This window comes from Oscillospiraceae bacterium (assembly GCA_015068645.1).
In the GTDB taxonomy this organism is placed as follows: domain Bacteria; phylum Bacillota; class Clostridia; order UMGS1840; family UMGS1840; genus SIG452.
Map to the genome: position 1 here is coordinate 1 of SVKD01000014.1, position 24,631 is coordinate 24,631.

Below are 24,631 nucleotides of genomic sequence, written 5' to 3' on the forward strand. Positions count from 1 at the left end.
CCGTCATTGTAAATGTGCTTTGTGTCCATACACCTGCACCGTGTTGTGCGAAGTTTTTGATGATATTACCACCGGTCATATAGAAGTTTTTACCCTGATTCCATAGACCACCGCCACATTTCGATGCAATGTTTTCTCTGATTTCTCCGCCTTGCATTTCTATATTACCATTATCATTATTCCACACACCTGCACCATAGGCAGCCTCATTTTTCTTAATGCTTCCGCCGAAGATAATCATTTTAGCATCGCCGCTGTTTGCGTTCCAGATACCACCGCCGTAGCTGGCTTTGTTATGGCATATTGTTCCGCCATACATAGCAAAATTGTAGTTGTTCCACAAGCCGGCGCCGTAACCACCTCCGTTATCAATAATCTTTCCGCCATACATAACGAATGTACCGCCATTATGAATACCCGCTCCCTGTTCGTGTGAGCCTCCGGTTATCATACCCGTTTGCATTGCAGAGCAGTCACAAAGACGAAGCTTTCCGCCCGATGAGATATTTATCACTCTGCCATTGCCCGTTTTTTTGATGCTGTTACCATTAAGGCAAATAGTGAGAGTTTTATCTCCTGCAACATTTAATGTTTCTGTTCTTGAAACATCTCCGATAAGATATACATACGCAACATTATCTACATAAGGGATAGCACTTGTGCCATCCCACGGCTGAAATTGCTGCGGTTTATGACTTTGGTGTTCACCAAGAAGAATATCCCCGCCGCAAATGCAATGATTCTGATGGGGCATACCGAGGTTTTCATACTTGAATGTGATTGTACCCTCAATAAGTGAATCGCCTTTATATGCAAAAGTTCCCACTTTCCCATTTATAAAGATGGTTCCATCGGCATACCAGTTATCAATTGTTTTGTTCAATCCGGGGTTAATTGCAACTCCAACTGTTACAGTATAAGATCCACCGGCTTTAAAACATCCGTTTTCATCAAAATCTCCGTCCCAGCTTATACCTGTAATATAGGTACTTGCACCTTCACGCATTGTTCCTGTGGTTGCAGGAGTATCTCCGACCGCAGGCTCTTTTATAGTAACATATATTGAATATATAACCGCTGAATCTGTAGCTGCCGTATTCTCCTCAGCCTGTACGCTGACAGACACAAGGGAAAATATCATACATAGGCATATAATAGAGCTTAAAAATTTTTTCATTTTCTCTCCTTCTTTCCCTGTTTAAATTTATTTTACAAACGGATAAGTAACAGGAGCTAAATTATTTTCCCATATGTAACCTTTCCGGACTCATCAAGTTCCCCGTTCCATTCAACCTTGGATACATAGGTACTTGCAGTTTCGGGAACAGATGCTTCATAAGAAAGTGCTTCTCCGGTTTTAGGTTCTTTTACGGTAACATTAAAAATGGTAATGTTGGTCGCAAATACATCTGTCGGCAGTATGCAAAGAAGCATACATAAGCACAAAAGCAAACTGAATATTTTTTTCATAAAACCCCTTCTTTCTGACAAAATTCTTGCAATTTTGGAATTATTATGCTATACTGATTATACATCGTATCCTAATGGTCGATGCAATAGTTTTTTGAAATTTTTGTAATTTTTTTGATTTTAGAAAGCTTGAGGACATTTTTATGGAGCAAAAATACTTATTTTCTATCGGAGAAGTGGCAAAAGCCGTAGGAATTACCCGAAAAACAATTTTAAATTATGAAACCAAAGGGCTCATTAAGCCCGACAAAAAAGAGGGTGCCACCGCCAACAGATACTACACCATTGACACCTTTACCCAAATTCGTACCATTCGTGTATTTCAGAATCTGGGCCTTTCTCTCGATGAAATTCGTACATATTTTAACGAATCTGCCGATTTGCATCCGATGATCAACCGACTGGAAAAAATGAGAGATGAACTGAATCTCACCATAGAAAAACTCAAAGAACGCACCAATACACACGGCAACATCATCAAGGAAATTACCATTGAACCCCAAGCCATCTATCAACGTACTTATCACGCCGGTAGCATAGCAGATAAAACCAACCTGCTTCGGGATACAGCATTAGAGGCATTCCGACAATACGGAACAGATACCACCAAACGAATGTATTTTACAGAGCATACCCTAAAGTCTCCCGATGAGGTTGCCTACTGTGTTGCTGTTCCGCCGGAAAGCAAGGGAGAATTCATTCAATATCTTCCTACCTTAAAAGCAATTTCCTTCTTTCATCACGGTGCCTATGAGGAAATTCCAAAAGCCAGACAGAGTCTGATTGTCTACGCAGAAGAAAACAACCTGAAGCTGTCAGGAGTATTCCGTAATCTTTATTTAGAAGGACCACCCCAGCATAAAGACCCAAACAAATTTATCACCCAAATTATCGCTATATTAGAAGATTAACCTAAAAGAAACTCTCGTCTGAAAATCAGACGAGAGTTTTCTTATTGTGAATACAACAAGGTTCCGGGGTACCCGACCGCAATCTTTGATTGCGTCATCGGGTCGGGTTCTTATGATTTGAACGCTCTGTATAAGAAGGTTACAATCTGTGCTCTGGTGCAACTATCATCGGGAGAGAAAGTGACGGGAGTTGTACCGGTGGTGATACCGGTTTCCAATGCCCAGGCAACTGCATCTCGGTAGTTTGCATCCTCGGGAATATCGGTAAAGGGAAGACCCTTTCTGTTCACCTGAGGGCTACCTGCCGCAATCCACATATAGCGGATGGCTGCAGCACGACTGCAATAGTGATTGGGAGAAAAGGCAGCTGTCCGTTCCATTTTTAGTTCCCATGCCCAACGGGTTGCATCATAGAAATAATCGGAGGGCTTGGTATCTGCAAAATAGAAGCCGTCGGTTTCGGGGCTTCCGTGCATACGGTAAAGGAAGGTTACCACCTGCCCTCTTAAACATTTTTCATCGGGAGAGAAGGTAACGTCGGTGGTACCGGTGGTAATTCCCTTTTCCACCGCCCATTTCACGGGTTCTAAGTAATACGCATCTGCCGCAACATCAATAAACTTGGTGGGCATTGCGGCATTTTGGTTTACCACACCGCCTTCTTCCACCGCAATATCGGCATATTCCTCTGCCTGATTTAAAATGATTTCGGCTGCGCCTTCCATATTGAGAATCCCTTTTACATAAGCACCGGCACCCACGGAACCGTAGTTAGAAACAATGCCGGCGTTCCCGGAAAGTCTGGCAGTACCGGGTCCTACCATTTTGTCTTCATACTGGATATAGATGCCGGCACCGCCTACCGCTTCGTTTTCTGCGATAACACCGCTTGACATCACGAATTCACTGCCGTCGTTGACCCAAACGCCACCGCCAACGTAGGAACGGTTAAAGGTGATTTCGCCGCCCGACATATGAAACAGACCGCCGTTATTCCACACACCGCCGGCGTAGCCATCCAGTTCATAGGGGTCGGAGCTTCCGATATTTTTGGAAATGTTGCCGCTCTTTAAGAAAAATGTGCCGCCGTTATTCCAAACGCCACCACCGTTACGGGAAATATTCTCTAACAACATCGCACCGTCAATCTCTAAAGTGCCGCCGTTGTTCCAGATACCACCGCCGGCGGTGGAAGCAATATTTTGCTGGATTACCCCACCTTTTAAGGTGAGAACGGCATTGTCATTATTCCAGATACCGCCACCGCATACCGCAGTATTTAAGGTGATAGTGCCTTCATACATCTCAAAATTCCAATTGGAATCGTTGGCATTCCAAACACCGCCGCCATAGAGTGCTTCGTTGTCATAAATGTCGCCGCCGTACATATAGAAGTTGGCATGGTTATACACACCGCCACCGTATCCGCCTTTGTTTTTGGTGATAACGCCACCGTACATATAAACGGTTCCGTAGCTGTGAATCCCTGCACCATATTCTTCCCAACCGCCGGTGATTTGACCGCCGGCATCACGGGTACAGTTACAAAGATACAGCTTACCGCCGGTTTTCACATTGATAACGCTACCTGCTTCCGATCCTTTTTTCAGAGCGTGACCATTTAAGCAAAGATACAATGTTTTGTTGCCGCCGATATTTAAGGTATCTGCGAGAACGATGTCTTCGGTCAAATACACATACGCAACATTCTGAGTATAGGTGATTTTCGTATCCGCTGCACTGATGGGCGAATAGGTAACCTCAGTGTGTGAGGTATGGTCACCGATATTGATATAACCGCCGCAGTAACAATGTTTATGCTTTAATGCTTCTTCCTCTGCCGCAGTAATCATTTCTCCCGTGGCATCGGTTTTTACGATGAAATGCAGTTTTACGTTTTTACGAATTACAGACTGCAAATTCAATCTGCTTACCTTGTCCAAATTGGTGGTTTGCACATCTTCAACACCAAAATCCTCGGAAAAATTGGCATCCACTCCGCTTTTCACCTTCACCGTTACAAAAAGGTTATATTCCTTTTTCGCATAAAAGGTATCCTGAGCGGTTTTTGTGCCAACCCAGCTTACCTCCGAAATTTCCAAACGGTCATCGGAAACGCTGAAGGTAACATCTTCCTCGGTTACGCCGCTATGAAAACCGTTCATGGTGATGCCAAAGGTTTCAATGGTTTCTGCAGCTTCTCCCAAGGCAGCAAAGGTCGCTGTGGGAAATGCCGCCATTAACATACAAAAACATAACAAAAGACCAATTAGTTTTTTCATATTTTATGCACTCCGTTTTTTATTATTTGGTGAATGCTCGGTATAAGAAGGTTGCAATCTGACCTCTGGTGCAGGTTGCATCGGGAGAGAATGTGGTGTCGGAGGTACCGGAGGTAACACCCATATATAACGCCCATTCTACTGCTGCCGCACATTCGGAATCCTTGGAAACGTCTGCAAATTTTCCGTCATAAGAGAATGCGGGGCAAAATGCGTTCTTCCACATATAAATAACGGTTTCCGAACGGGTACAGGGAGTGTTTCCTGCAAAAACAGGTCCTTTCACCATATCCATACCGTATGCCCAAAGTGCCGCATCATAATAGTAATCGGATTGAGACACATCACTAAAGGGATTGGCAATATTCTCCTTGGGGCTTCCTGCCGCACGCCAGAGGAAGGTTAAAATCTGTGCACGGGTACAGGTTGCATCGGGACTAAAGGTGGTTGCAGAAGTACCTGTGGTGATTTTTTTCTTTACAGCCCATTCCACCGCATTGGCATACCAGGTATCTGTTTTTACGTCCGTAAAGGAACCAACATTGCCTGCCACAAAATGGTAAGGTCCGTTTGGCATATTGTCTTCAGGAATTGCAGCAAGCACTTTTCTTCCCAAAGCGGAAGAATTTTTCCACATAGAGCCGGAAACGGCGTTACCGTTGGAGGAGCAGTTTCTGATATATTCCGTTCCGTATTGACTTACTGCCGCAAGAGAAGACACGGTTTCTGCCGTGGTGGGATAGCCGGTGCTTGCGTCATACTGATTTCCGTGGATTGTTCCCACATTATAACAGTTTTCAATATGAATATCCGATGCAGAGAACATGAAAATACCTGCTGCGGCTCTTCCCGTAATATTACCGGAGTTATAACAATTCTGAATGAAGGATGCACCTTCCGGCGGTTTGTGATAAATACCGGGAATTTCAGGGATAGCGGCGTAGGAGCAAATACCGGCTGCCAACGATTCGTGCCAGGAGCCTTCGAGGTCTCCTTCTCTCACGGGCAGAGTAATATCCCCGCTGTTAAAGCATTCGTGAATGTGGGTGGTGTCGATGGAACCCATAATACCTGCCACATAAAGGAAGTAATTCGCTTCGTTCACATTTACGGTGATATCCGAATCGTTGAAGCATTTTTCAATGTGCAGATAGGTATGTTTGGGATTACCCGGACCGCCAAACACACCGCCACCGGAGGAACAGATACCGCCGGCATTGATATTCACACTACCGGGTCCGCTAATATTAAATTTGATGTTTCCGCCTTTGGAATAACAGTTATAAATATCCATACCGTTATTCATACCGCCGCAAATAGCACCGGCATAAAGGTCAAGTTGTTTTTTAATATTGTGATAAGTTACATCAATATTGAAATCCACAACACCAAGATTCTTAATTCTGTTAGTGTCGGGACTGGTTGCTAAGTTTGCAAATAATCCGTATGCTCTCCAGTTACCCGTTTCGGTTAAAAACGGAGTTTCTTCGTTAATCACAATCTGCATACCGGAGATCACATGTCCGTTTCCGTCGAAGGAACCGAGGAAGGAGCAAGCGCCCACTTCCGCCTTATTGTAACCGCCGCCCATAAAGCCGTAGGCAGGAGTTCCGCCGATGGGAACCCAGTTACCCCAATTGGAAAGGTCAATATCGGCAATCAATTTATAGTGCATGGTCATACCGAAGCGAACGGCATTTAACTGGTCTGCGGTTTCAATTAAGAAGGGGTCTTCCAAGGTACCGCTACCACCTGCAAAGGCGTACTGCATATTTTTCCAATGTCCGGGTGCACCCGGCATATAAGTATCTAAGTATTCAATTTCACCGATAAATGCCGCCGGCATATAGCGAACGGTAGGGCTGATTTCGGAATTGGAAACCGCATACCACTGTCCGTCTAAGCCGGGAACTTTATAGCTTACGGCTTCATCGTGGATATACACTTCTTCCCCGGGGTCGATTGCACTTGAACCCATGTGCGGATACTCATACATCTTGGCATTTCCGCCCATAGAATTCACTTTTGCCTTTGCATAACCGCGGTTAATGGGACCTGCCGCTATTTTTTCGGTTGCTCTCATCAGCTCGGATGAGGGTCTTGCGTCATTCTTGTCACCATTGCCGGTAAATGCAGTATAACGAACTACCGCACGGTCTTCGGTAACGCTTAAAATTTCACCGTTTTTTGCTTCCATGTCGTTTGCAAAATAGTAATCAACGGCAACCGTATCCACGGGAACAAAGGTGATATCCGCAGTTACAAAGCTGAATTTTTCTGTCACATACTCTGTGCTATACACAATGGATTCTGCTTTCAAGTAGCTAAGGTCCGCAGGAACCACTTCCGGCTTGGTGCCGTATTCTGCGGTAAAGCTTCTGATTAAAACATCAATATCTCTTCTGTCTTTTGAACCGAAATCGGGAGTTAAATTTGCGGAGGAATTGGCACCGTAGGCACCTGCCACCTTGATTTTCATTAAATACTTACTGCTCGGATCGTTCAAATTTTCTCTGGCTCTGATATAACCGATTCCGCCGTTGTATTCAATCATATGCATCACGGGGTGATTGTAACCGTTCACATAAGAACGAACAACTTTAACGGTATCGTTATACTGAATCTGTCCGAGGACGGTGCTTCCGGTGTTTGCCTGTGCAAACACATTCAGCCGTTCTTTTGCGATACCGGTTCCGCACTGGTCAATCTGAAAATCTAAATCATCATCACAATGGAAGGTGTAGCTTCCTTTTACCGCATACAAAGAAAGCTCTGTAATATCGCAGTAATAGTGATTGTAGTCCTGCAAAACGCTGAATTCAAATTTCAATACACCTGGAGTGGTATCAAAGTAATTCTTGTTTCTGTACTTTTCCTTAAAGGTATATTCTGCGGTCAGGGTGTAGTCCTCCCCTGCGATAAAGCAACCATTGGCGTCAAAATTACCGCTCCACTTCTGCATGGTAATATCGCCTTCGCTGTCACTCTCGGTTAAGGAACAGGGTTTTTCACCTGCAGTGGGGAATTTTTCAAGATATAAGGTTTTTTGAAAGAATCCGCCGGAAAGATAAGGCGTAGTAGTGGTGGTGGTAGTAGTGGTGGTAGAAGAACCTCCTCGGGTCTGCACTGTTTTTTCCGCAGTGAAGGTAAGAGAGCTGCTTGTAAACTCTGATTTTGAAAAAAAGTAACCTGCACCGAATTCATTATACTGGTCAGCCACAAAAAGTGCACAACCTTTACTGTCATCCACACAAACGAGAACGCCGTATGCAACGTGCTTGCCGTAGGGGTCGGTCAGCTTGTGAATCACAACGGTATTCACATCCGATATGTTATATTGACTCGCAATTGATTTTACCACGGGAGCAAGATTGGAAGACGGAGCCGGTGAAACACTTCCGATTTCACCATAGGTGCCAACATCGGTCAGCGTCCATTCTCCTGCACATGTGTCGTAACGAAATACGCCGCCGGTGGCAGAAGCACCGTTTCTTAAGGGCGCCTGAGGTCTGGACACACTAATTTCGCCCCCTTGTTTTGTCTGATACGCCGGACTTCTCTGAACATCATACGCATAGTTAAAAGTCATTTCCTGAGAACTTTGAGCTGCGTTTGCTGCCAAGGCAGCCGGTAATATGCTAAGAAGCATACATAAGCACAAAAGCAAACTGAATATTTTTTTCATAAAACCCCTTCTTTCTGACAAAATTCTTGCAATTTTGGAATTATTATGCTATACTGATTATACATCGTACCTTAATGGTCGATGCAATAGTTTTTTGAAATTTTTGTAATTTTTTTGTTTTTTTATCAAAAGAGAGGGTACCGCTACGAACCATCTGAACCTTACAAGCACATTCTGAATCCAATACTCGGAAGGTCCGCCACAGCACAAAGAACCCGATAAATTCATCACCCAAATGATTGCCATTTTAGCAGAATAACCTAAAAGACCGCTATCTGTTAGAATAGCGGTCTTTTTTAGTCTATTTGATTACCGGCTGGATTTGTGTTCCTTCCAATGCTAATTTGATGGTATCCTTCACTTTGGTAAAATCGCATACCAAAGAAGTGGGTTTCTTCACGGGGTCATCCTGGGATAACGGCACAAAATACACGTTTTTCACAGGAAGCATCACACCCAAACTTTTGGCAGACTGGCCCAGTCCGTCATTGGTGGCAAGAGCAAGCACCACCGGAATACCGTTACGTAAAGACGCTTTTACCGCCATCGTGGCAGCAGTGTCGGTAATGCCGTTTGCCAGTTTGGATAAGGTGTTACCCGTGCAGGGAGAAACCACCATCACGTCAATGTACTTTTTCGGACCGATAGGCTCCACCTCGCTGATGGTAGCCAGCACTTTTTTTCCTGTCGTTTGCTCAATTTTTTCGATAAATTCAGATGCTTTTCCAAAGCGGGTATCGGTTTTGTAAGCGTTTTCACTCATCATGGGGAACACCTCAAAACCGTCCTCCAAAAGCCCGGAAAGCACTGCCAATGATTTTTGGAAGGTACAATAGGAACCGGTCAGACAATAGCCAACCTTAATTGAATTCATCGTTATTTCATTCCTTATTGCCGATTTTATTGGAAAGCAGGCGAATTACGGTATCCGCCACAACTTTTCCTGAGGAAACAGGGGCAACCTTGCCGGGAAGAGATAAGGCATGTGTGACCTCCACTCCCAGCTTTTGTGCAGCTTCCCGGTCAACACCGCCCGGAAGAGATGCCAAATCCACAAACAGACAGTTTTTGGGTATTTTCTTTAGCAAATCTTCTGAAAAAACCATAAAGGGAACGGTGTTAAATATGATATCCATTTTGGGTAATTCATCGGAAAGCACATCATAGGACACAGGAATGCATCCATCCAGCTTCATTTTCGTAAGATGGGCAGGGCTTCGGGATGCCACATAGGTAACGGCTCCCAAAGAACACATCATCTTTGCCAGAAAGTACCCGATTCTGCCGTATCCGGTAATTAAAACAGATGCGCCCAGCAATGAAATAGGCGTTTTTGCAATTGCCAGTTCCAAGGCTGCCTCTGCGGTAAGATAGGCATTTTGTAATAAAAAACCTTCGTCATCGGCATAATCGGTTACCCGGTTTTGAAAACAATCCGGAAGTTTTTGTGCCATTCCGCAAAAAACAGTTGTGTGTTTTGGTATTTTGAAAAACAGCTCGTGTAAAGAAATTTCTCCTTCCCAAAGGGGAGTATTCAGCAATTTCCCGTCCCGTGTAACCGGAAGTGGTAACATGACACAATCGGAATCGGATAGCATTTCCGACAAATCAGCAGGTTCGGATAACCCCATAAGATAGTCCTCATGAAAACCATATACCCTTACGTCAAACCCCTGCTCCTTACAATGTTTTGCAGCAAAAATCTGCCGTAAGTCACCACCGATAACCAAAATTTTTTTACCCATCATATCCCATCCCTTTCCCGTTTTAACACAAAGTTATAAGGCGGTTGCCCCACTAACAAGGTATGCAAATACGTTCGGTTTGACACCCCAGAAAAAATTGTTAAATTTTTCTCAAAAAAACTTGACTTTTTTGTTTTTATATGTTAGAATATGTTCCTGTAGTGTAAAAGGAGCGGTCCGCTTACACGGGAAAGCAGCTCCCAAGTGGAAAAAGTAAGAAGGGTTTTCCTATCGTGTAAAGAACGCTTATCAAGAAAGGAGATTCGACATGGACGTTTTAAAAGCCATTACTATGGATCAGTTAAGAACTGACATGCCTAACATCCAGATCGGTGATACCGTGAAAGTGTATGTTAAGGTAAGAGAAGGTGCGAAAGAAAGAATTCAGATGTACGAAGGCACCGTTATCAAGAAAAAAGGCGGCGGAATCCAGGAAACCTTCACCGTTAGAAGATTATCTTCCGGTATCGGTGTTGAAAGAACCTTCCCGGTTAACTCCCCCATCATCGACAAAGTTGTAGTTGTAAGACACGGTAAAGTAAGAAGAGCAAAACTGTTCTACTTAAGAAAACGTGTTGGTAAAGCTGCAAAAGTTAGAGAAAGACTGGGCGACTAATTCCCTCTTTCCAAACAAATTGTCACAGAAAGAACCAAATCTTTTTGATTTGGTTCTTTTTTGTTTTTCTTTGAAAAATTCTATCAAAAATAAATGAAAAATCTATAGACAAATAAAAACATGTGTGCTATAATGAATTTGATGGCAGAGGTGCTTTTTTTGAACATCCTGACGCCGTTTATTTTATCAGAAAGGACGTACCGTTATGAAACAAAAATTTTTAAGTTTGTTACTCCTGTTTAACATCCTCTTTTCATGCGCTGTCTTGCCGACAGTTTCTGCTTCCTCGCAGAACGACCTTTCCCAAATCGATAAAACACAAACCATCAGTGTTATAGTAGACGGTGATGCAATTTTATTTGATCAGCCCCCTGTTTTGATTGAGGGCAGAGTAATGGTTCCCATTCGTGCCATTGCAGAAAAAATGGGCGATCAGGTGCTCTGGAGCACGGAAGACCAGTCTACCTTAGTGATTCATGCGGATAAAATGGTGGTATTTAAAAATAATATTACTCATATAACGGTTGCATCAGGATATGCGATGGAAGACTGGGAAACCTATCACACAGATGTTCCGCCTCAAATCGTGGGAGACAGAACCTTAACTCCGGTAAGAGCTATTGCAGAATGCCTGGGAGCTACTGTGGCATGGGATGATGCTACAAAAACAGTTACCATCACCACCTCCCCAAAAGCAGAAACCACCATCACCGAACAAACCTTAAAATATTTCAGCGCAGAATATCAGTGGTTATATGATATTGATTCCAATTCGGAAATTCTGTGGAAATAACATCATTTACAGTACAAAAAAAGCAACGGATTTTAAAATCCGTTGCTTTTTTTTGCTATCTAAGGCGAGGAAAAATGGATGTAGAATTCACAAACCGAACCCGAAGCTGTATATGCTATACTGCGAGCGGTGAAATTGGGAGATTGTGCTTCATTTTTCAAGCCTCTACTCCATATAATGGGGTGCAGAAAAACGGATGGATAATCAAGAAACCGAATCAAGGCAACGCCTTGACAAGCCGAAGGCGTACCCGAGTGTACGCCAAGCGGTGAGGTTCATTGATTAGACGCCATTTTTCAAACCCTTACTCTACAGTGATGGAGAAGCCGAACAAGTACTTATCCGCATTCACACGATTTTCCGGATAGAGAGAAGAAATCCAAACCATTTCTCCACCAATACCGGCGTGTTTTGCGTCGATGTGCAGATAGCTTTCCGGTCTTCTTTTCAGACGATGTTCGTAACCTGCGGTTAAATAGTCTTCTACGGTGTTGTGATGAATGTCAAAGTGGAAGGGTAAGTCGCCTTCAAATCGCATTTTATGGCCGTTATCATCAGAAATTTCCAGCCATTCGGTGGATTCGTGCCCACCGTTTTCCACGGGAGGATTGAAGGGGAAATGTTCTTGTTCCACTTGGCTTTCGTAAACCGCTTTCACGGGAGAGAGCATTCTGTCACAGTAAGCTTCGTTTCTGCCATAGCCAAAGAATTTGATATGTTCAAATCCTGCGGGAATTACCAATTCTTCCCCGATTCTGGGCAGGTCGCCGATATCTTTATCCATATCGTAGCAAACATCTACGTGCACTTTATCTTTTAACACGGTATAAGTCAATTTGGAATAAATGTTGTAGCCGGTGGCACCGGTGGTGCAATGTTCTGCAGTTACCACCACTCTGCCGTCGGAACCCTGATAATAGGAAACGCCCAAGCAATTGGTGGTGGGGGTTTTCATTTCATCCCAAATCACGTTTCTGCCCCAGGGCATACCCGGACAGTTGGTACCGCAGGCAGGACGATAGAACTGATGTCCCCAACCTTCCATCAGGTAGGTGGTGCCGTCTTTTACCATGGTTTTTATGGTACCATTGTCTTTTGAGAATACCACAGTAAAGCTTCCGTCAGTTACAGTGATGTTATTATTTTCTTCACTCACAGTGTAGTTGGAAGAAATTTCGGGAACAAAGGTTCTTTGGGTTTTGCCGTGTTCCAATTCAAACTGGGCATAGCCGATTTCGTAACCTGCCTCATAAGATTTGGTTGCGTCTTTGGCATTTACAGTGAAAAGAATGTGATATTTGCAGTTGGGTTTGGATTCGTAATCCACTTCGTAGGTCCAATCAATGGTTTCACCCGGTTTTAACAAGGGTAAATCCACAGAAACAGTTTTGATGGGATAACCGTTTTCATACACAGTGGCAAACACATCGTAATGGCTGGTATCCAATGCCATATTGGTGTTGGACACTAAGTATCTGTTTTCAAATTTGGTAATTTCACGATGGTCATAATGGGGCTTTCTGAAGATAATGGGCATATATCCCATTTTTAATTCGTATGCACCGGGTTTCCAAGTGTAATCACCCAGCATCACACCGTTGTTGGTGAAGAAAGGTGCACATTCTCTTTCTCTGATAGACTCGTTGAAAGCACCTGCATAACCGTAAAATTCCACGCCGTTTTCATCTTTGGTAGCAATGCCTTTGTCGATTAAATCCCAGGCAAAACCACCCTGGAAACGGGGATATTTTAGGATGCAATCCACATAACGCTGCACGCCGGAGCCGGCATTTAGCATCTGATAGAGCATTTCAATTAAGATGATGGGTCTGTCATCATCCACATCGGAAATCATATCCCGAATCATAAACTGCTGAGCGTACATAAAGGGACGGGTATCACTCATCCGTTTGCTCACGTCTAAAATTTCGCCGCCTTCGTACTGACACAGTCTTGTGGGGTCGTATTCTTTGATCCAGCCATACATTGCTGCGTGAGCAGGACCAACACCACTTTCGTTTCCTAAGGACCAGCAATATATTGAAGCGTGGTTTTTATAGAAAGTAGCCATACGAGCAGCACGGTTGACAAATTCAGCCGCCCATTCGGGACTACGGGTAAGCTGTCCATATACGCCATGAGTTTCCACGTTACATTCCAGCATTACCATCAAGCCGTATTCATCACATAATTCATAAAATTCACGGCAAGCAGGATAATGACAGGTTCTAACAGCGTTAATATTCATCCGCTTCATATTTTCCACTTCACGGATAATGATTTCGCGGCTTAAGGTACGACCTGTGTAAACGTGATGTTCGTGACGGTTCATCCCTTTTACAATCATTCTCTGACCGTTTAAGTGAACCACACCTTTGATAATTTCAACACGTTTGAAACCGATGCGATAGGATTCCATATCCAACACATTGCCGTTTTCATCCGATAAGGTGCAAATCACGGTGTAAAGCTTGGGTGTTTCGGGAGTCCAGGGTTCCACTTCGCCAACGGTTTCTCTGATCAAACAAGCATTACAGTCGGGAATGCGGTCATCGTGTCTGGATTCGATACCGATTTCGGGAGTTTTTTGATAAATCAGTTTATCCCCGTCAAAAATTTCCAGGGTCACAGAACAGTTTGCAAAACCGTTCACACGATTTAATAAAATGTTGGAACGAATACTTCCGATTCCTCGTTCGTAATCGGTTAACACTTTCACGTCCACAATTCGTTTTCTGGGTTTGGAAATTAAGTAAACGGGACGGTAAATCCCTGCTAAATACCAGTAGTCCTGGTCTTCTAAGTAGGAAGAAGATGCAATCTTCATTACCTGAACGGTCAGGGTATTTTCACCGGGTTTTACAAATGCAGTAATATCAAAGGTGGAGGGCAATTTGCTGTCTTCTGCATAGCCCACTTCCTTGTCGTTTACCCACAAAATATAAGAGGTTTCCACCCCGTCAAACTGAATGAAGGTGTCTTTTTTGCACCAATCTTCGTCCACGGTAAAGGTGGTTTCGTAAATGCCGGTAGGATTTTTCTTGGGAATTTCGGGAGCATTTACCACAGTAAATTCTCCGTCGTCGGTGGGATATACCACGCAACCTTCAGTTTCATAATATCTCCAGGGATACGTGAAGTTGGTGTAAACGGGTTCGCCAAAACCAAAATATTCCCAGTTGCCGGGCACTGCAATTTCGGAGGTGAAGTTTTTGTCTAAGTGGGCACCATATTCGGGCACTTCATCATAATAACGGAACTTCCAGTTGCCGTTTAAGGACTTCACATTGGAAGATTTTAAAATATCGCAGGTAAAAGCTTCTTCTTTGGTGGCATAAGCACCCCACTGAGAATGGGGAGCTTCACGGTTTACCTGAGTAACATCCATGTCTGTCCAAGGCATCTTGGTATGAATTTTCTGATACATAGCGTGTTCTCCTTTTTTCGCTTTATTATGCAGTTTCGATGGCGTTATCCTTATGCAGGTTCAATTTTTCCACAGCCATTTCTCTCATCTTATATTTTAAGATTTTGCCTGCCGCATTCATGGGGAAAGCTTCCACAAAATCAACATATCTGGGAGTTTTGTGTTTTGCCATATGGGTGGAAACATATTCTTTCATTTCATCCTCGGTCATAGTTTCGCCCTCTTTTAAGATGACGCACGCCATAATTTCTTCCCCGTACTGACGGTCAGGAACACCGATGACCTGAACATCAGATACCTTAGGATGGGTATAAATGAAGTCTTCAATTTCCTTGGGATATATATTTTCGCCACCACGGATAATCATATCTTTGATACGGCCTGTGATTTTATAATAACCATTTTCGTCACGGCGTGCAAGGTCGCCGGTGTGGAGCCATCCGTTTTCGTCAATGGCTGCGGCGGTTGCTTGAGGCATTTTGTAGTAACCTTTCATAATGTTGTAGCCTTTTGCCACAAATTCACCGTCCACATTGTCGGGCAATTCTTCGCCGGTTTCGGGATCCACAATTTTACAGTCGATGCCATACATCGCTGCACCAACAGTGTTCACTCGGGTTTCCACAGAGTCGGTAATCTTAGACATGGTGCATCCGGGAGACGCTTCAGTCTGACCGTATACGATACAGATTTCACTCATATTCATTTTTTCGATAACGTCTTCCATTACCTTAATGGGACAGGGACTTCCTGCCATAATACCGGTTCTCATCTGAGAGAAATCAGTTTTTTCGAAGTCATCATGCCCCAACATTGCAATAAACATGGTAGGCACACCGTGAAAACAGGTGATTTTTTCTTTATTGATGCAGTCTAACCCACGTTTGGGAGAAAATGCAGGAATGGGAGACATAGTTACCCCGTGGGTCATAGATGCGGTCATTGCCAATACCATACCGAAACAATGGAACATGGGCACCTGAATCATCATACGGTCTGCGGTGGATAAATCCATACAGTCCCCGATGTTTTTGCCGTTGTTTACCACATTATAGTGAGTCAACATAACGCCTTTGGGGAAGCCGGTGGTACCGGAGGTGTATTGCATGTTGCATACATCGTGTTTGTTAATCGCTGCTTGACGGCGGTATACTTCTTCAATGGATACCTTATCCTTTAAAGCAACACTTTCTTCCCAGCTTAAGCAACCGGGATATTTCTTTTCACCCACCACCACAACATTGCGCAAGAAAGGTAATTTTTTAATGTGCAAGGGTTTCCCTGCTTCGTGGGTTGCAAGTTCAGGGCAAAGCTCCTGAATAATTCCCACATAGTCAGAGTCCTTATACCCCTCGGTCATAACCAACGTGTGAGTATCGGACTGGCGGAGCAGATATTCTGCTTCGTGAATTTTATAAGCGGTGTTCACGGTAACCAAAACCGCACCGATTTTGGTAGTTGCCCAGAAGGTGATATACCACTGAGGAACATTGGTTGCCCAAATGGCCACATGATCTCCGGCTTTCACTCCCATCGCAATTAAAGCTCTCGCAAACTCGTCAACATCGTCACGGAATTCGCTGTAAGTTCTGGTATAATCCAATGTGGTGTAACGGAATGCATACTGGTCCGGGAATTCTTCTACCATACGGTCCAACACCTGCGGGAAGGTCAAATCAATCAGATGTTCTTTTGGCCACACGTACTTCCCTGTTTTTCTGATATTATCCTGCAGTTTTCCGCGGGTATCACCGTCAGTACCGTAAGCTGCCATAAAGTTTACATAATGAGGGAACACAATCCCTGCATCGTTTAAATCGGGGGCATAGGATTTTAACCATTCTAACGAAACAAAGCCTTCGTAGTTAATGGAACGAAGAGAAAACATTGCTGCATCCAAGGGCAGGTCCCCTTCTCCCATCATACGATAAGAAAGCTTCCCATTTTCCATCACAGAATCTTTCACATGGATGTATTTTATATAGGCACCTAAATTCTGCACGGTTTCTTCGGGAGATTCGTTCATAAAACGGTAAGGATGATGCACATCCCAAAGGGCACCAACATTGTCGCTTGCCACGCTGTTTAACAAATTAGCCAGACGTTTGGTGTCTGCATATACGCCGTTGGTTTCTACCAATAAAGTAACATCATAATCTTCTGCATAGGTAACCAGTTCGGTTAAGATGGGTAAAATAGCATCATCATCTACTTCCCCGTCCACCTCTGCATTACGGTCTGCTAAGATGCGAAGATAGGGAGTCCCCAAAGCATTTGCCAGGTGAATATATTCTTTGATTTCTTTTTTGGTTTCTTCCGCTTTGTCCTGATATTTTAACGCACAGCCTGTGGACAGACAAGGAATCTCCAAATGCATTTTCTGAAGTTTTTTAATGGTTTCTTCTCTATTTTCTTTGGATAAGGGATTTCCTTTAATGTTTTTAAAGCCTTCTCCCATCCCTCTCACTTCAATGCCGTGAAAGCCGCAGTCTTTTGCCATTGCGGTGATTTCTGACCAAGAGAAATCAGGACACCCTAAAGTGGAAAAAGCAAGCTTCATATTATATCAATCCTTTCTTTGAAAGAGGTTTATCAAAATAAGTAGTTTTTGAATTTGTGGCTGATAGGCCGATTCAATCGCCATAAGTAGTCGGAAAATTGGATGATTTTTTCGATTTTTATGACTGCCGTACTTCTCTGTAAAGCAGAAGGAAAATTGCGAAGATTTTTTGTTTCTGTGACTGCCGCTTCCTCACGGTAAAGGTAAAGGAAAATTGGATGATTTTTTCGATTTTTATGACCGTCGCGTACTTTGGATGTACGCAAGGGAGTAAAAGCGGAAAAAGCGCCAATTTTACTCTGCTTTAAACATGGTACCGATACCATCTGTTGTGAATATCTCAAGCAATAAACAGTGCGGAATACGTCCGTCTAAGATATGGACGGATTTTACGCCACTGTCAATAGCATCTAAACAGCCTAGCACTTTGGGTATCATACCGCCGGTGATGATGCCGTCATCAATCAGTTTTAAGGTGTCCGCTTTGGTAATTTCAGAAATTACTTCCGGAGCATCCACATCCATCTTTAATCCTTCAATATCGGTTAACAAAATCAGTTTTTCTGCTTCTAAGGCACCTGCCAAAACACCTGCAGCGGTATCTGCATTGATGTTGTAGCTATGGCCGTTTTCATCCACGCCAATGGGTGCGATAACGGGAATGTAACCGTTTTCCGCTAAGTTACGAACCAGTTTGGAGTTTACTTTCACAATATCGCCCACATAGCCGATGTCCACTTCTTCTCCATCCACCATAGTGGTATGTTTTTCACAGGTGAACAAACAGGAGTCCATCCCGGAAATCCCAACAGCGTTACCACCGTTCACATTTAAGAGGGAAACCACTTCTTTATTGGTTTTTCCGATTAACACCATCTGTGCTACCTGCATGGTGGTTTCATCGGTGACACGAAGACCGTTTACAAATTCGCTCTGCACATCGTAGGTTTTTAAAGCGCTGGAAATATCGGGGCCACCGCCGTGCACCACAATCGGATGCATGCCGATGTATTTTAAAAGCGTGATATCTTCCATGACGGAGTTTTTTAATTCTCCGTTAATCATGGCGTTACCGCCGTATTTGATGACAACGGTTTTATCATAGAATTTCTGGATGTAGGGCATTGCTTCCACCAGAATTTTCGCTTTATGAATCAGTTTTTCCATATCCATTTTCTTTGGCACCTCTTCTTATAAGTAGAATCCGGGACTTGCCAGCCCGGTGGTTTCGGGTAAATCAAACATCAGGTTCATATTCTGCACTGCCTGACCTGCAGCGCCTTTGTTTAAATTATCGGTGGTGGAAATCACAACCACACGGCGCAAACGTTTATCCACGGTCAGACCAATATCAATATAGTTAGACCCTGCTACGTGATTAGATTCGGGAATTTTGCCTGCATCGTAAATTCGAACGAAGGGACAGTTTTCGTAAAACTTACGGTAAACATCCAAAAGCTGTTCTTCGGTGTAATCATCGGTCATATTCATGTAAATGGTGGCATAGATCCCGCGTTTCATGGGTACTAAGTGAGGAGTGAAACTGATCATCACGTCCTGACCTGCCAGTTTGGAATATTCCTGCTCAATTTCAGAGGTGTGGCGGTGGGTTGCGATTTTATAGGCTTTCATATTTTCGGTACACTCACAGAAATGGTAATCCAGATGGATTCCTCTGCCTGCACCGGTTACCCCTGATTTCGCATCTACAATAATATTTTCATGGGAAACAAATCCGCCTCTGATAAGGGGTGCTGCACCTAAAATAGAGGTGGTAGTGTAGCAACCGGGGTTTCCGATTAAACGAGCTTTTTTTATTTTTTCACGGTACAGTTCACATAAACCGTACACCGATTCTTTTAACAGTTCGGGATTTTTATGAGTGGTTTTATACCATTCTTCATACACTTTCACGTCATCGTAACGGTAGTCACCGCTTAAATCGATCACACGAAGACCTGCATTATATAAATTGCCGATGACCATATCGGAAGCACCGTGCGGCAGAGAGGTAAACACCACATCACATTTTTTTGCAATTTCTTCCACATTGAGTTCTTCCAACACGATATCACAAATTCCTTTTAAATGGGGGTAGATGGTGGAAATCTTTTCCCCTGCAGTACTGCCGGAAACCAAAGTGGTCACTTCCACTTCGGGATGATTTAACAGTAATCTTAATAATTCAATTCCTGCATATCCTGTTACGCCTAAAATACCGGCTCTAATCATAACTATATTCCTCCTATGCTTTGCTACGGGCTTTCGCTCTTAATTGGTTGTTTAAAATTCGTTTACGGATACGAAGACTTTCGGGAGTAACTTCCAGAAGTTCGTCATCTGCCAAGAATTCCAAAGATGCTTCTAAGCTATACACGGTAGGCGGTGTAAGCTTTAAGGCATCATCACTACCGGATGCGCGGGTGTTGGTCAGCTGTTTTTTCTTACAAACATTTACGTTGATATCTTCCTGCTTGGGAGTGAAACCAACTACCATCCCTTCATACACCTTGGTACCTGCTCCGATAAAGAGAGTACCTCTCTCCTGAGCGTTGTATAAACCGTAGGTTACAGCGGTGCCTGTTTCAAAAGCTACTAAGGAACCTGTGAAACGTTTGGTGATATCACCTTTATGTTCCTGATACTCGTGGAAGATGGTGTTTAAAATCCCCTCACCCTTGGTATCGGTTAAAAATTCGCTTCTGTAGCCGAATAAGCCACGGGAAGGAATGATAAATTCAATTCTCATACGGTTGCCAACGGGCGCCATATGGGTCAATTCCGCTTTGCGAAGACCCATTTTTTCCATCACGGAACCAACACAGTCTTCCGGAACATCAATCACTAATTTTTCGGTGGGTTCATAAATTTTTCCGTCAATTTCTTTTAACAGTACTCTGGGAGTGGAAACGGCAAATTCAAAACCTTCACGTCTCATCGTTTCAATCAAAATGGAAAGATGCATTTCGCCGCGTCCCGATACTAAGAAGCAGTCGGTGGTTTCCCCGTCTCTTACTCTTAAGGAAACGTCTTTTAACAGTTCTTTTTGCAGACGGTCACGAATCTGACGGGTGGTAACAAATTTACCCTCCTGCCCTGCAAAGGGACTATCATTTACCGAAAAAGTCATTTCTACGGTGGGTTCCCCGATTTTTACGAATTCCACCGGTTCCGGATTGGATACTGCGGCAATGGTTTCACCGATGGTGATATCTTCGATACCGGAGAAGTAAATAATATCCCCCACTTTGGCATCGGTAACCTGTTTTCTGTTTAAGCCGTCAAACTGGTAGAGATTTACCACTTTTCCTTTTCGGGGAGCACGACGATTGTGATAGTCGCAAACCATAACCTCCTGATTCTGTTTCACGGCACCACGTTCTACTCTGCCGATGGCAACACGACCTACATAGTCGTTATAGTCGATAGAAGAAACCAGCACCTGCAAATCACCGTTTTCATCCCCTTCGGGAGCGGGAATGTAACTAACGATTTTTTCGAACAACACAGACAAGTCTTTTCCTGCAACGTTGGGAGAATAGGAGGCAGTTCCGGCACGGCCTGAGCAGTAAATAATGGGGCTGTCCAACTGTTCATCGTTAGCATCCAGTTCCAACAGAAGTTCTAAAACTTCTTCTCCTACTTCGTCCAAACGAGCGTCGGGTTTGTCAATTTTATTGATGACTACGATAATTCTATGTCCTAATTCCAGTGCTTTTTGCAATACAAAACGGGTCTGCGGCATGGGGCCTTCTGCAGCGTCAACCAACAGAACAACACCGTTTACCATTTTTAACACTCGTTCCACTTCCCCGGAAAAGTCCGCGTGACCGGGAGTGTCTATAATATTGATTTTGGTGTCCTTATAATGCACAGCAGTATTTTTTGCCAAAATAGTGATACCGCGTTCTCTTTCCAGGGCATTATTATCCATAACACGTTCTTCCACAACCTGGTTTTCACGGTATACGCCACCCTGCTTTAACATCTCGTCAACCAAGGTGGTTTTCCCGTGGTCAACGTGAGCAATAATGGCGATATTTCTTAAATCTTCTCGAATCATAAGAGCACCTCTTTTTCAAATTCAAACGGTCTTGGGGTAACAAATATACAAATTACCCCATAATAAACTTATACAAATACAATTATAGCATACTCTTCCCGAAAATTCCAGTATTTTTTGCAGAAAATACTGGAATTTTTTGAATTTTTTTCATAGTTTTTTTACTTTTTAAAAAACATCGTTTAAAAAAAGATTTTTTTCTTGATAAATTGACAAATCAAATAAATTGGTATATACTGATTTTATGTTTTATTTTTTTAACTAGAAAGAAGGTACCTGATTTTGCAAGCACTACAACGGCTTTTTTCCACAAAGTATATGGTCAAAGAAAAAGACCGTGTGGGAGAAATTCCTTCTTCAAAAGAAGCATACAAAAAAACATTTAACCTTGCCTGGCCATCTATGACTGAATCGGTATTGGTTTGCTTAACCGGCGCAGTAGACACCATGATGGTTGGCTCCATCAGCCCTCAGGCGATTTCAGCAGTTGGGATTACCAATCAGCCGAAGTTTATCTTATTGGCTCTGATTTTCTCATTAAATGTGGGCATCACAGCCGTTATCGCCCGCAGAAAAGGGGAAGAAAATCAAGAGGGTGCTAACCGATGTATGAAGCAATCTTTGATGATTGCTACCATCTTAGCAATTCTGTTATTTGCTATTGGAAATCTAATTGCAGAACCCTTGCTTCGATTTGCAGGAGCCGGCAATGATATTATCGGAGATTCGGTCACTTACTTCCGTATCATTATGGTAGGTATTTTCTTTAACTCCATCGGCCTTGCCATCAATGCGGCACAGCGTGGAGTGGGTAACACCAAAATTTCGATGACCACAAATCTAACAGCAAATATCGTGAATGTGATATTCAACTATTTTCTCATCAATGGTGCCTGCGGTTTTCCGAAATGGGGTGTCATGGGGGCGGCAGTTGCCACTGCACTTGGAAATTTTGTTGCGTTTTTAATGGCGCTTGCCTCTATTCTTCCCAAAAGACGCTATTTGTCGCTGTTTTCCGAAGCAAAATGGAGATTTGACCGTCATACCATGGGTTCTGTGACCAAGGTCGGCTTAAGTGCCTGTGCCGAACAGGTTGCCATGCGAATCGGATTTTTCCTCTATGCCAAAATTGTTGCAGGACTGGGAACTATCCCCTTTGCAACCCATCAGGTTTGTATGAGCATTATGAGCATTTCTTTTGGCTTTGGAGACGGCTTCAGTGTAGCATCAGCAACACTGGTAGGTCAGTGCTTAGGATCCAAACGACCGGATATGTCAAGAATTTATGCAAGCATCTGCCAGAGGATTGCTCTCATTATTTCCACAGTACTCTTTGTGCTGTTTATCCTATTTCGCCACGAAATTGTAGGACTGTTTACCACCGATCAAACCATTATCCAAGAGGGTGCGGTACTGATGATTATAATGGCATTTACCACCCACGCTCAGACCTCTCAGGTAATTATCACGGGAGCGCTTCGCGGTGCAGGAGATGCCATGTATGTGGCGTTGACTTCTCTATTAAGCATTGCCATTGTGCGACCGTTTCTCACATATCTTCTCTGCTATCCTGTGGGATTGGGACTTCCCGGCGCCTGGATTGGGGTAATGCTGGACCAGTTTATGAGGCTGGGTATCAACTGGTCTCATTTTAAAAGAGGTAAATGGACAACCATAAAGTTGTAGAAAAAAAATCCTATGTGTTATAAAGCACATAGGATTTTTTTACTGCATATGAAATCTGGTATCTTCTGTATTCAGAATATTTCTCGGACATTTGATATGATCACAATCATCACAATTATGAGGACCTCTATAATTCAGGCAACAACACAGGTAATTACATTCATCGCAACAGATTTCATTTCCGTTTTCACCGTTTCCGGGACAGTCTTTTCCGCCATTTCCGGGAATCAGTTCAATCCCGGTGGGTCCATCAATAATCATAATTTTCCCCTCCTTCCTAAATCAAAATACACAATGTAGGGGACGATGCCCATCCCGTTGTATAATTTTTCAATACTGTTAACATCATTATATCATATCTTTTTTAAAATTGCAATACATTTGCTATGCATACAATTAAAATATTTTTATATATAATTGTATTGCAGAGGTGATATTATGAAAAACTTTAAAATACCGTCAATTCCACCAACAACCAACAAATGTATCCGATTTCCCAACGATATTATTGCAAATGTTGAAAAAGCGATTGAAGGAAAAAATTGCACATTTACAGCTTTTGTGGTAGAAGCTGTACGAGTGGCACTGGAAAACATTGAAGATGAAAAATGATTTTCCAAAACGAAAACCGAATAGACTCCGAGAATATGATTATTCTACACCAGGCGCATATTTCATTACAATCTGTGTAAAAGGCAGAAAACAACTGTTAGGAAAAATCGTAGGGGACGATGCCCACATCGTCCCGAAAAACTATTTGTCAAATTATGGTTTAATATGTGATAAATATATTAACAGCATAAATGTTAAATATGAAAATGTAACGGTTGATAAATATGTGATAATGCCCAACCATATACATTTGATTATATTTCTTAACGGGACGATGTGGGCATCGTCTCCTACACTTAGTATAGAATCTATCATCCGATCCTTTAAAACGATGGTAACAAAACAAATCGGTAGTTCTATATGGCAACGTTCTTATCACGACCATATCATCCGTGATGAAAATGACTACCAAAAAATATGGGAATATATTGACAATAATGTAACACAATGGGAAATGGATTGTTTTTATGAAGAATGAAAAACTGCAGTAAGCCACTACTTACTGCAGTTTTTTTATTGTTGTGCATTTCTCCAACATTTTCAGAAAATCTCACACGGGACGATGTGGGCATCGTCCCCTACATTTTTCTCTATGACTTTAAATCCCCTGCAACGTGAGGTGCAGAGAAATCTTCGAGAATGAATCAACCGAGCCCGCAGGGGTTATCCGAAGGCGTACATAGGTACGCCGAGTGACGAGGTTGGTTCATAGCAGAAGAATACTTCTGCGGTCTCGGTGATTTATCCAGCGCCATTTATAAAAAAAGAGTTGCCAAATTCT

Annotated in this window: 17 protein-coding genes; 5 read left to right on the plus strand and 12 right to left on the minus strand. The window is 43.1% G+C overall.

Features of this window, described 5'->3' with window-relative positions; all coding sequences use genetic code 11:
- A partial coding sequence (locus tag E7413_07255; protein MBE7019654.1) for a hypothetical protein occupies positions 1-1,177 on the minus strand: 1,177 nt, incomplete at its 3' end.
- A gap of 56 nt (positions 1,178-1,233) precedes the next feature.
- A complete protein-coding gene (locus E7413_07260; GenBank protein ID MBE7019655.1) occupies positions 1,234-1,470 on the minus strand; it encodes a hypothetical protein in 237 nt (78 codons plus the stop codon).
- Between the two features lie 143 nt (positions 1,471-1,613).
- Here E7413_07260 and E7413_07265 point away from each other — a divergent pair, with 143 nt between their 5' ends.
- The gene (locus E7413_07265; GenBank protein MBE7019656.1) at positions 1,614-2,381 is read left to right on the plus strand and encodes a MerR family transcriptional regulator; all 768 of its coding nucleotides are present in this window, start codon (positions 1,614-1,616) and stop codon (positions 2,379-2,381) included.
- Positions 2,382-2,491: 110 nt separating this feature from the next.
- On the opposite strand, the gene E7413_07270 is transcribed toward E7413_07265, so the two are convergent.
- The 4 genes from E7413_07270 to E7413_07285 all read right to left on the minus strand — a co-directional run bounded on the left by E7413_07270 (position 2,492) and on the right by E7413_07285 (position 10,096).
- Positions 2,492-4,663: an S-layer homology domain-containing protein gene (locus E7413_07270; GenBank protein MBE7019657.1), complete on the minus strand. Its 2,172-nt coding sequence runs from the start codon at positions 4,661-4,663 to the stop codon at positions 2,492-2,494.
- 22 nt (positions 4,664-4,685) lie between these two features.
- Positions 4,686-8,348: a hypothetical protein gene (locus tag E7413_07275; protein ID MBE7019658.1), complete on the minus strand. Its 3,663-nt coding sequence runs from the start codon at positions 8,346-8,348 to the stop codon at positions 4,686-4,688.
- 301 nt (positions 8,349-8,649) lie between these two features.
- Positions 8,650-9,222 (minus strand): dipicolinate synthase subunit B, encoded by a 573-nt coding sequence (locus E7413_07280; protein ID MBE7019659.1) that lies wholly within the window; start codon positions 9,220-9,222, stop codon positions 8,650-8,652.
- A gap of 7 nt (positions 9,223-9,229) precedes the next feature.
- Positions 9,230-10,096 carry a dipicolinate synthase gene (locus E7413_07285; protein ID MBE7019660.1) on the minus strand — a complete coding sequence of 289 codons (867 nt, stop codon included), beginning with the start codon at positions 10,094-10,096 and terminating at the stop codon, positions 9,230-9,232.
- Between the two features lie 265 nt (positions 10,097-10,361).
- Between E7413_07285 and E7413_07290 the strand changes: the two genes are divergently transcribed.
- Together E7413_07290 and E7413_07295 are read left to right on the plus strand one after the other, a co-directional pair.
- Positions 10,362-10,709, plus strand: a complete 348-nt coding sequence (locus tag E7413_07290; GenBank protein MBE7019661.1) for a 50S ribosomal protein L19 — start codon at positions 10,362-10,364, stop codon at positions 10,707-10,709.
- A 205-nt stretch (positions 10,710-10,914) separates the two neighbouring features.
- A complete protein-coding gene (locus E7413_07295) occupies positions 10,915-11,502 on the plus strand; it encodes a copper amine oxidase N-terminal domain-containing protein (GenBank protein MBE7019662.1) in 588 nt (195 codons plus the stop codon).
- A gap of 304 nt (positions 11,503-11,806) precedes the next feature.
- Here the strand turns inward: E7413_07295 and E7413_07300 are convergent, their stop codons facing one another.
- From E7413_07300 to typA, 5 genes are all read right to left on the minus strand, one after another.
- Entirely contained in the window at positions 11,807-14,929 is a 3,123-nt protein-coding gene (locus tag E7413_07300) for a DUF4981 domain-containing protein (protein MBE7019663.1), read from the minus strand.
- A 25-nt stretch (positions 14,930-14,954) separates the two neighbouring features.
- A complete protein-coding gene (locus tag E7413_07305; GenBank protein MBE7019664.1) occupies positions 14,955-17,489 on the minus strand; it encodes an AMP-dependent synthetase in 2,535 nt (844 codons plus the stop codon).
- A 294-nt stretch (positions 17,490-17,783) separates the two neighbouring features.
- Positions 17,784-18,662, minus strand: a complete 879-nt coding sequence (gene argB, locus E7413_07310; protein ID MBE7019665.1) for an acetylglutamate kinase — start codon at positions 18,660-18,662, stop codon at positions 17,784-17,786.
- Positions 18,663-18,680: 18 nt separating this feature from the next.
- A complete protein-coding gene (locus tag E7413_07315; GenBank protein ID MBE7019666.1) occupies positions 18,681-19,721 on the minus strand; it encodes an N-acetyl-gamma-glutamyl-phosphate reductase in 1,041 nt (346 codons plus the stop codon).
- A gap of 13 nt (positions 19,722-19,734) precedes the next feature.
- Positions 19,735-21,552 carry a translational GTPase TypA gene (typA, locus tag E7413_07320; protein ID MBE7019667.1) on the minus strand — a complete coding sequence of 606 codons (1,818 nt, stop codon included), beginning with the start codon at positions 21,550-21,552 and terminating at the stop codon, positions 19,735-19,737.
- A 279-nt stretch (positions 21,553-21,831) separates the two neighbouring features.
- Here typA and E7413_07325 point away from each other — a divergent pair, with 279 nt between their 5' ends.
- A complete protein-coding gene (locus E7413_07325; GenBank protein MBE7019668.1) occupies positions 21,832-23,238 on the plus strand; it encodes an MATE family efflux transporter in 1,407 nt (468 codons plus the stop codon).
- 39 nt (positions 23,239-23,277) lie between these two features.
- Here the strand turns inward: E7413_07325 and E7413_07330 are convergent, their stop codons facing one another.
- Positions 23,278-23,499 (minus strand): hypothetical protein, encoded by a 222-nt coding sequence (locus E7413_07330; protein MBE7019669.1) that lies wholly within the window; start codon positions 23,497-23,499, stop codon positions 23,278-23,280.
- A gap of 340 nt (positions 23,500-23,839) precedes the next feature.
- Between E7413_07330 and E7413_07335 the strand changes: the two genes are divergently transcribed.
- The gene (locus tag E7413_07335; protein MBE7019670.1) at positions 23,840-24,328 is read left to right on the plus strand and encodes a hypothetical protein; all 489 of its coding nucleotides are present in this window, start codon (positions 23,840-23,842) and stop codon (positions 24,326-24,328) included.
- Positions 24,329-24,631 lie beyond the last annotated feature (303 nt).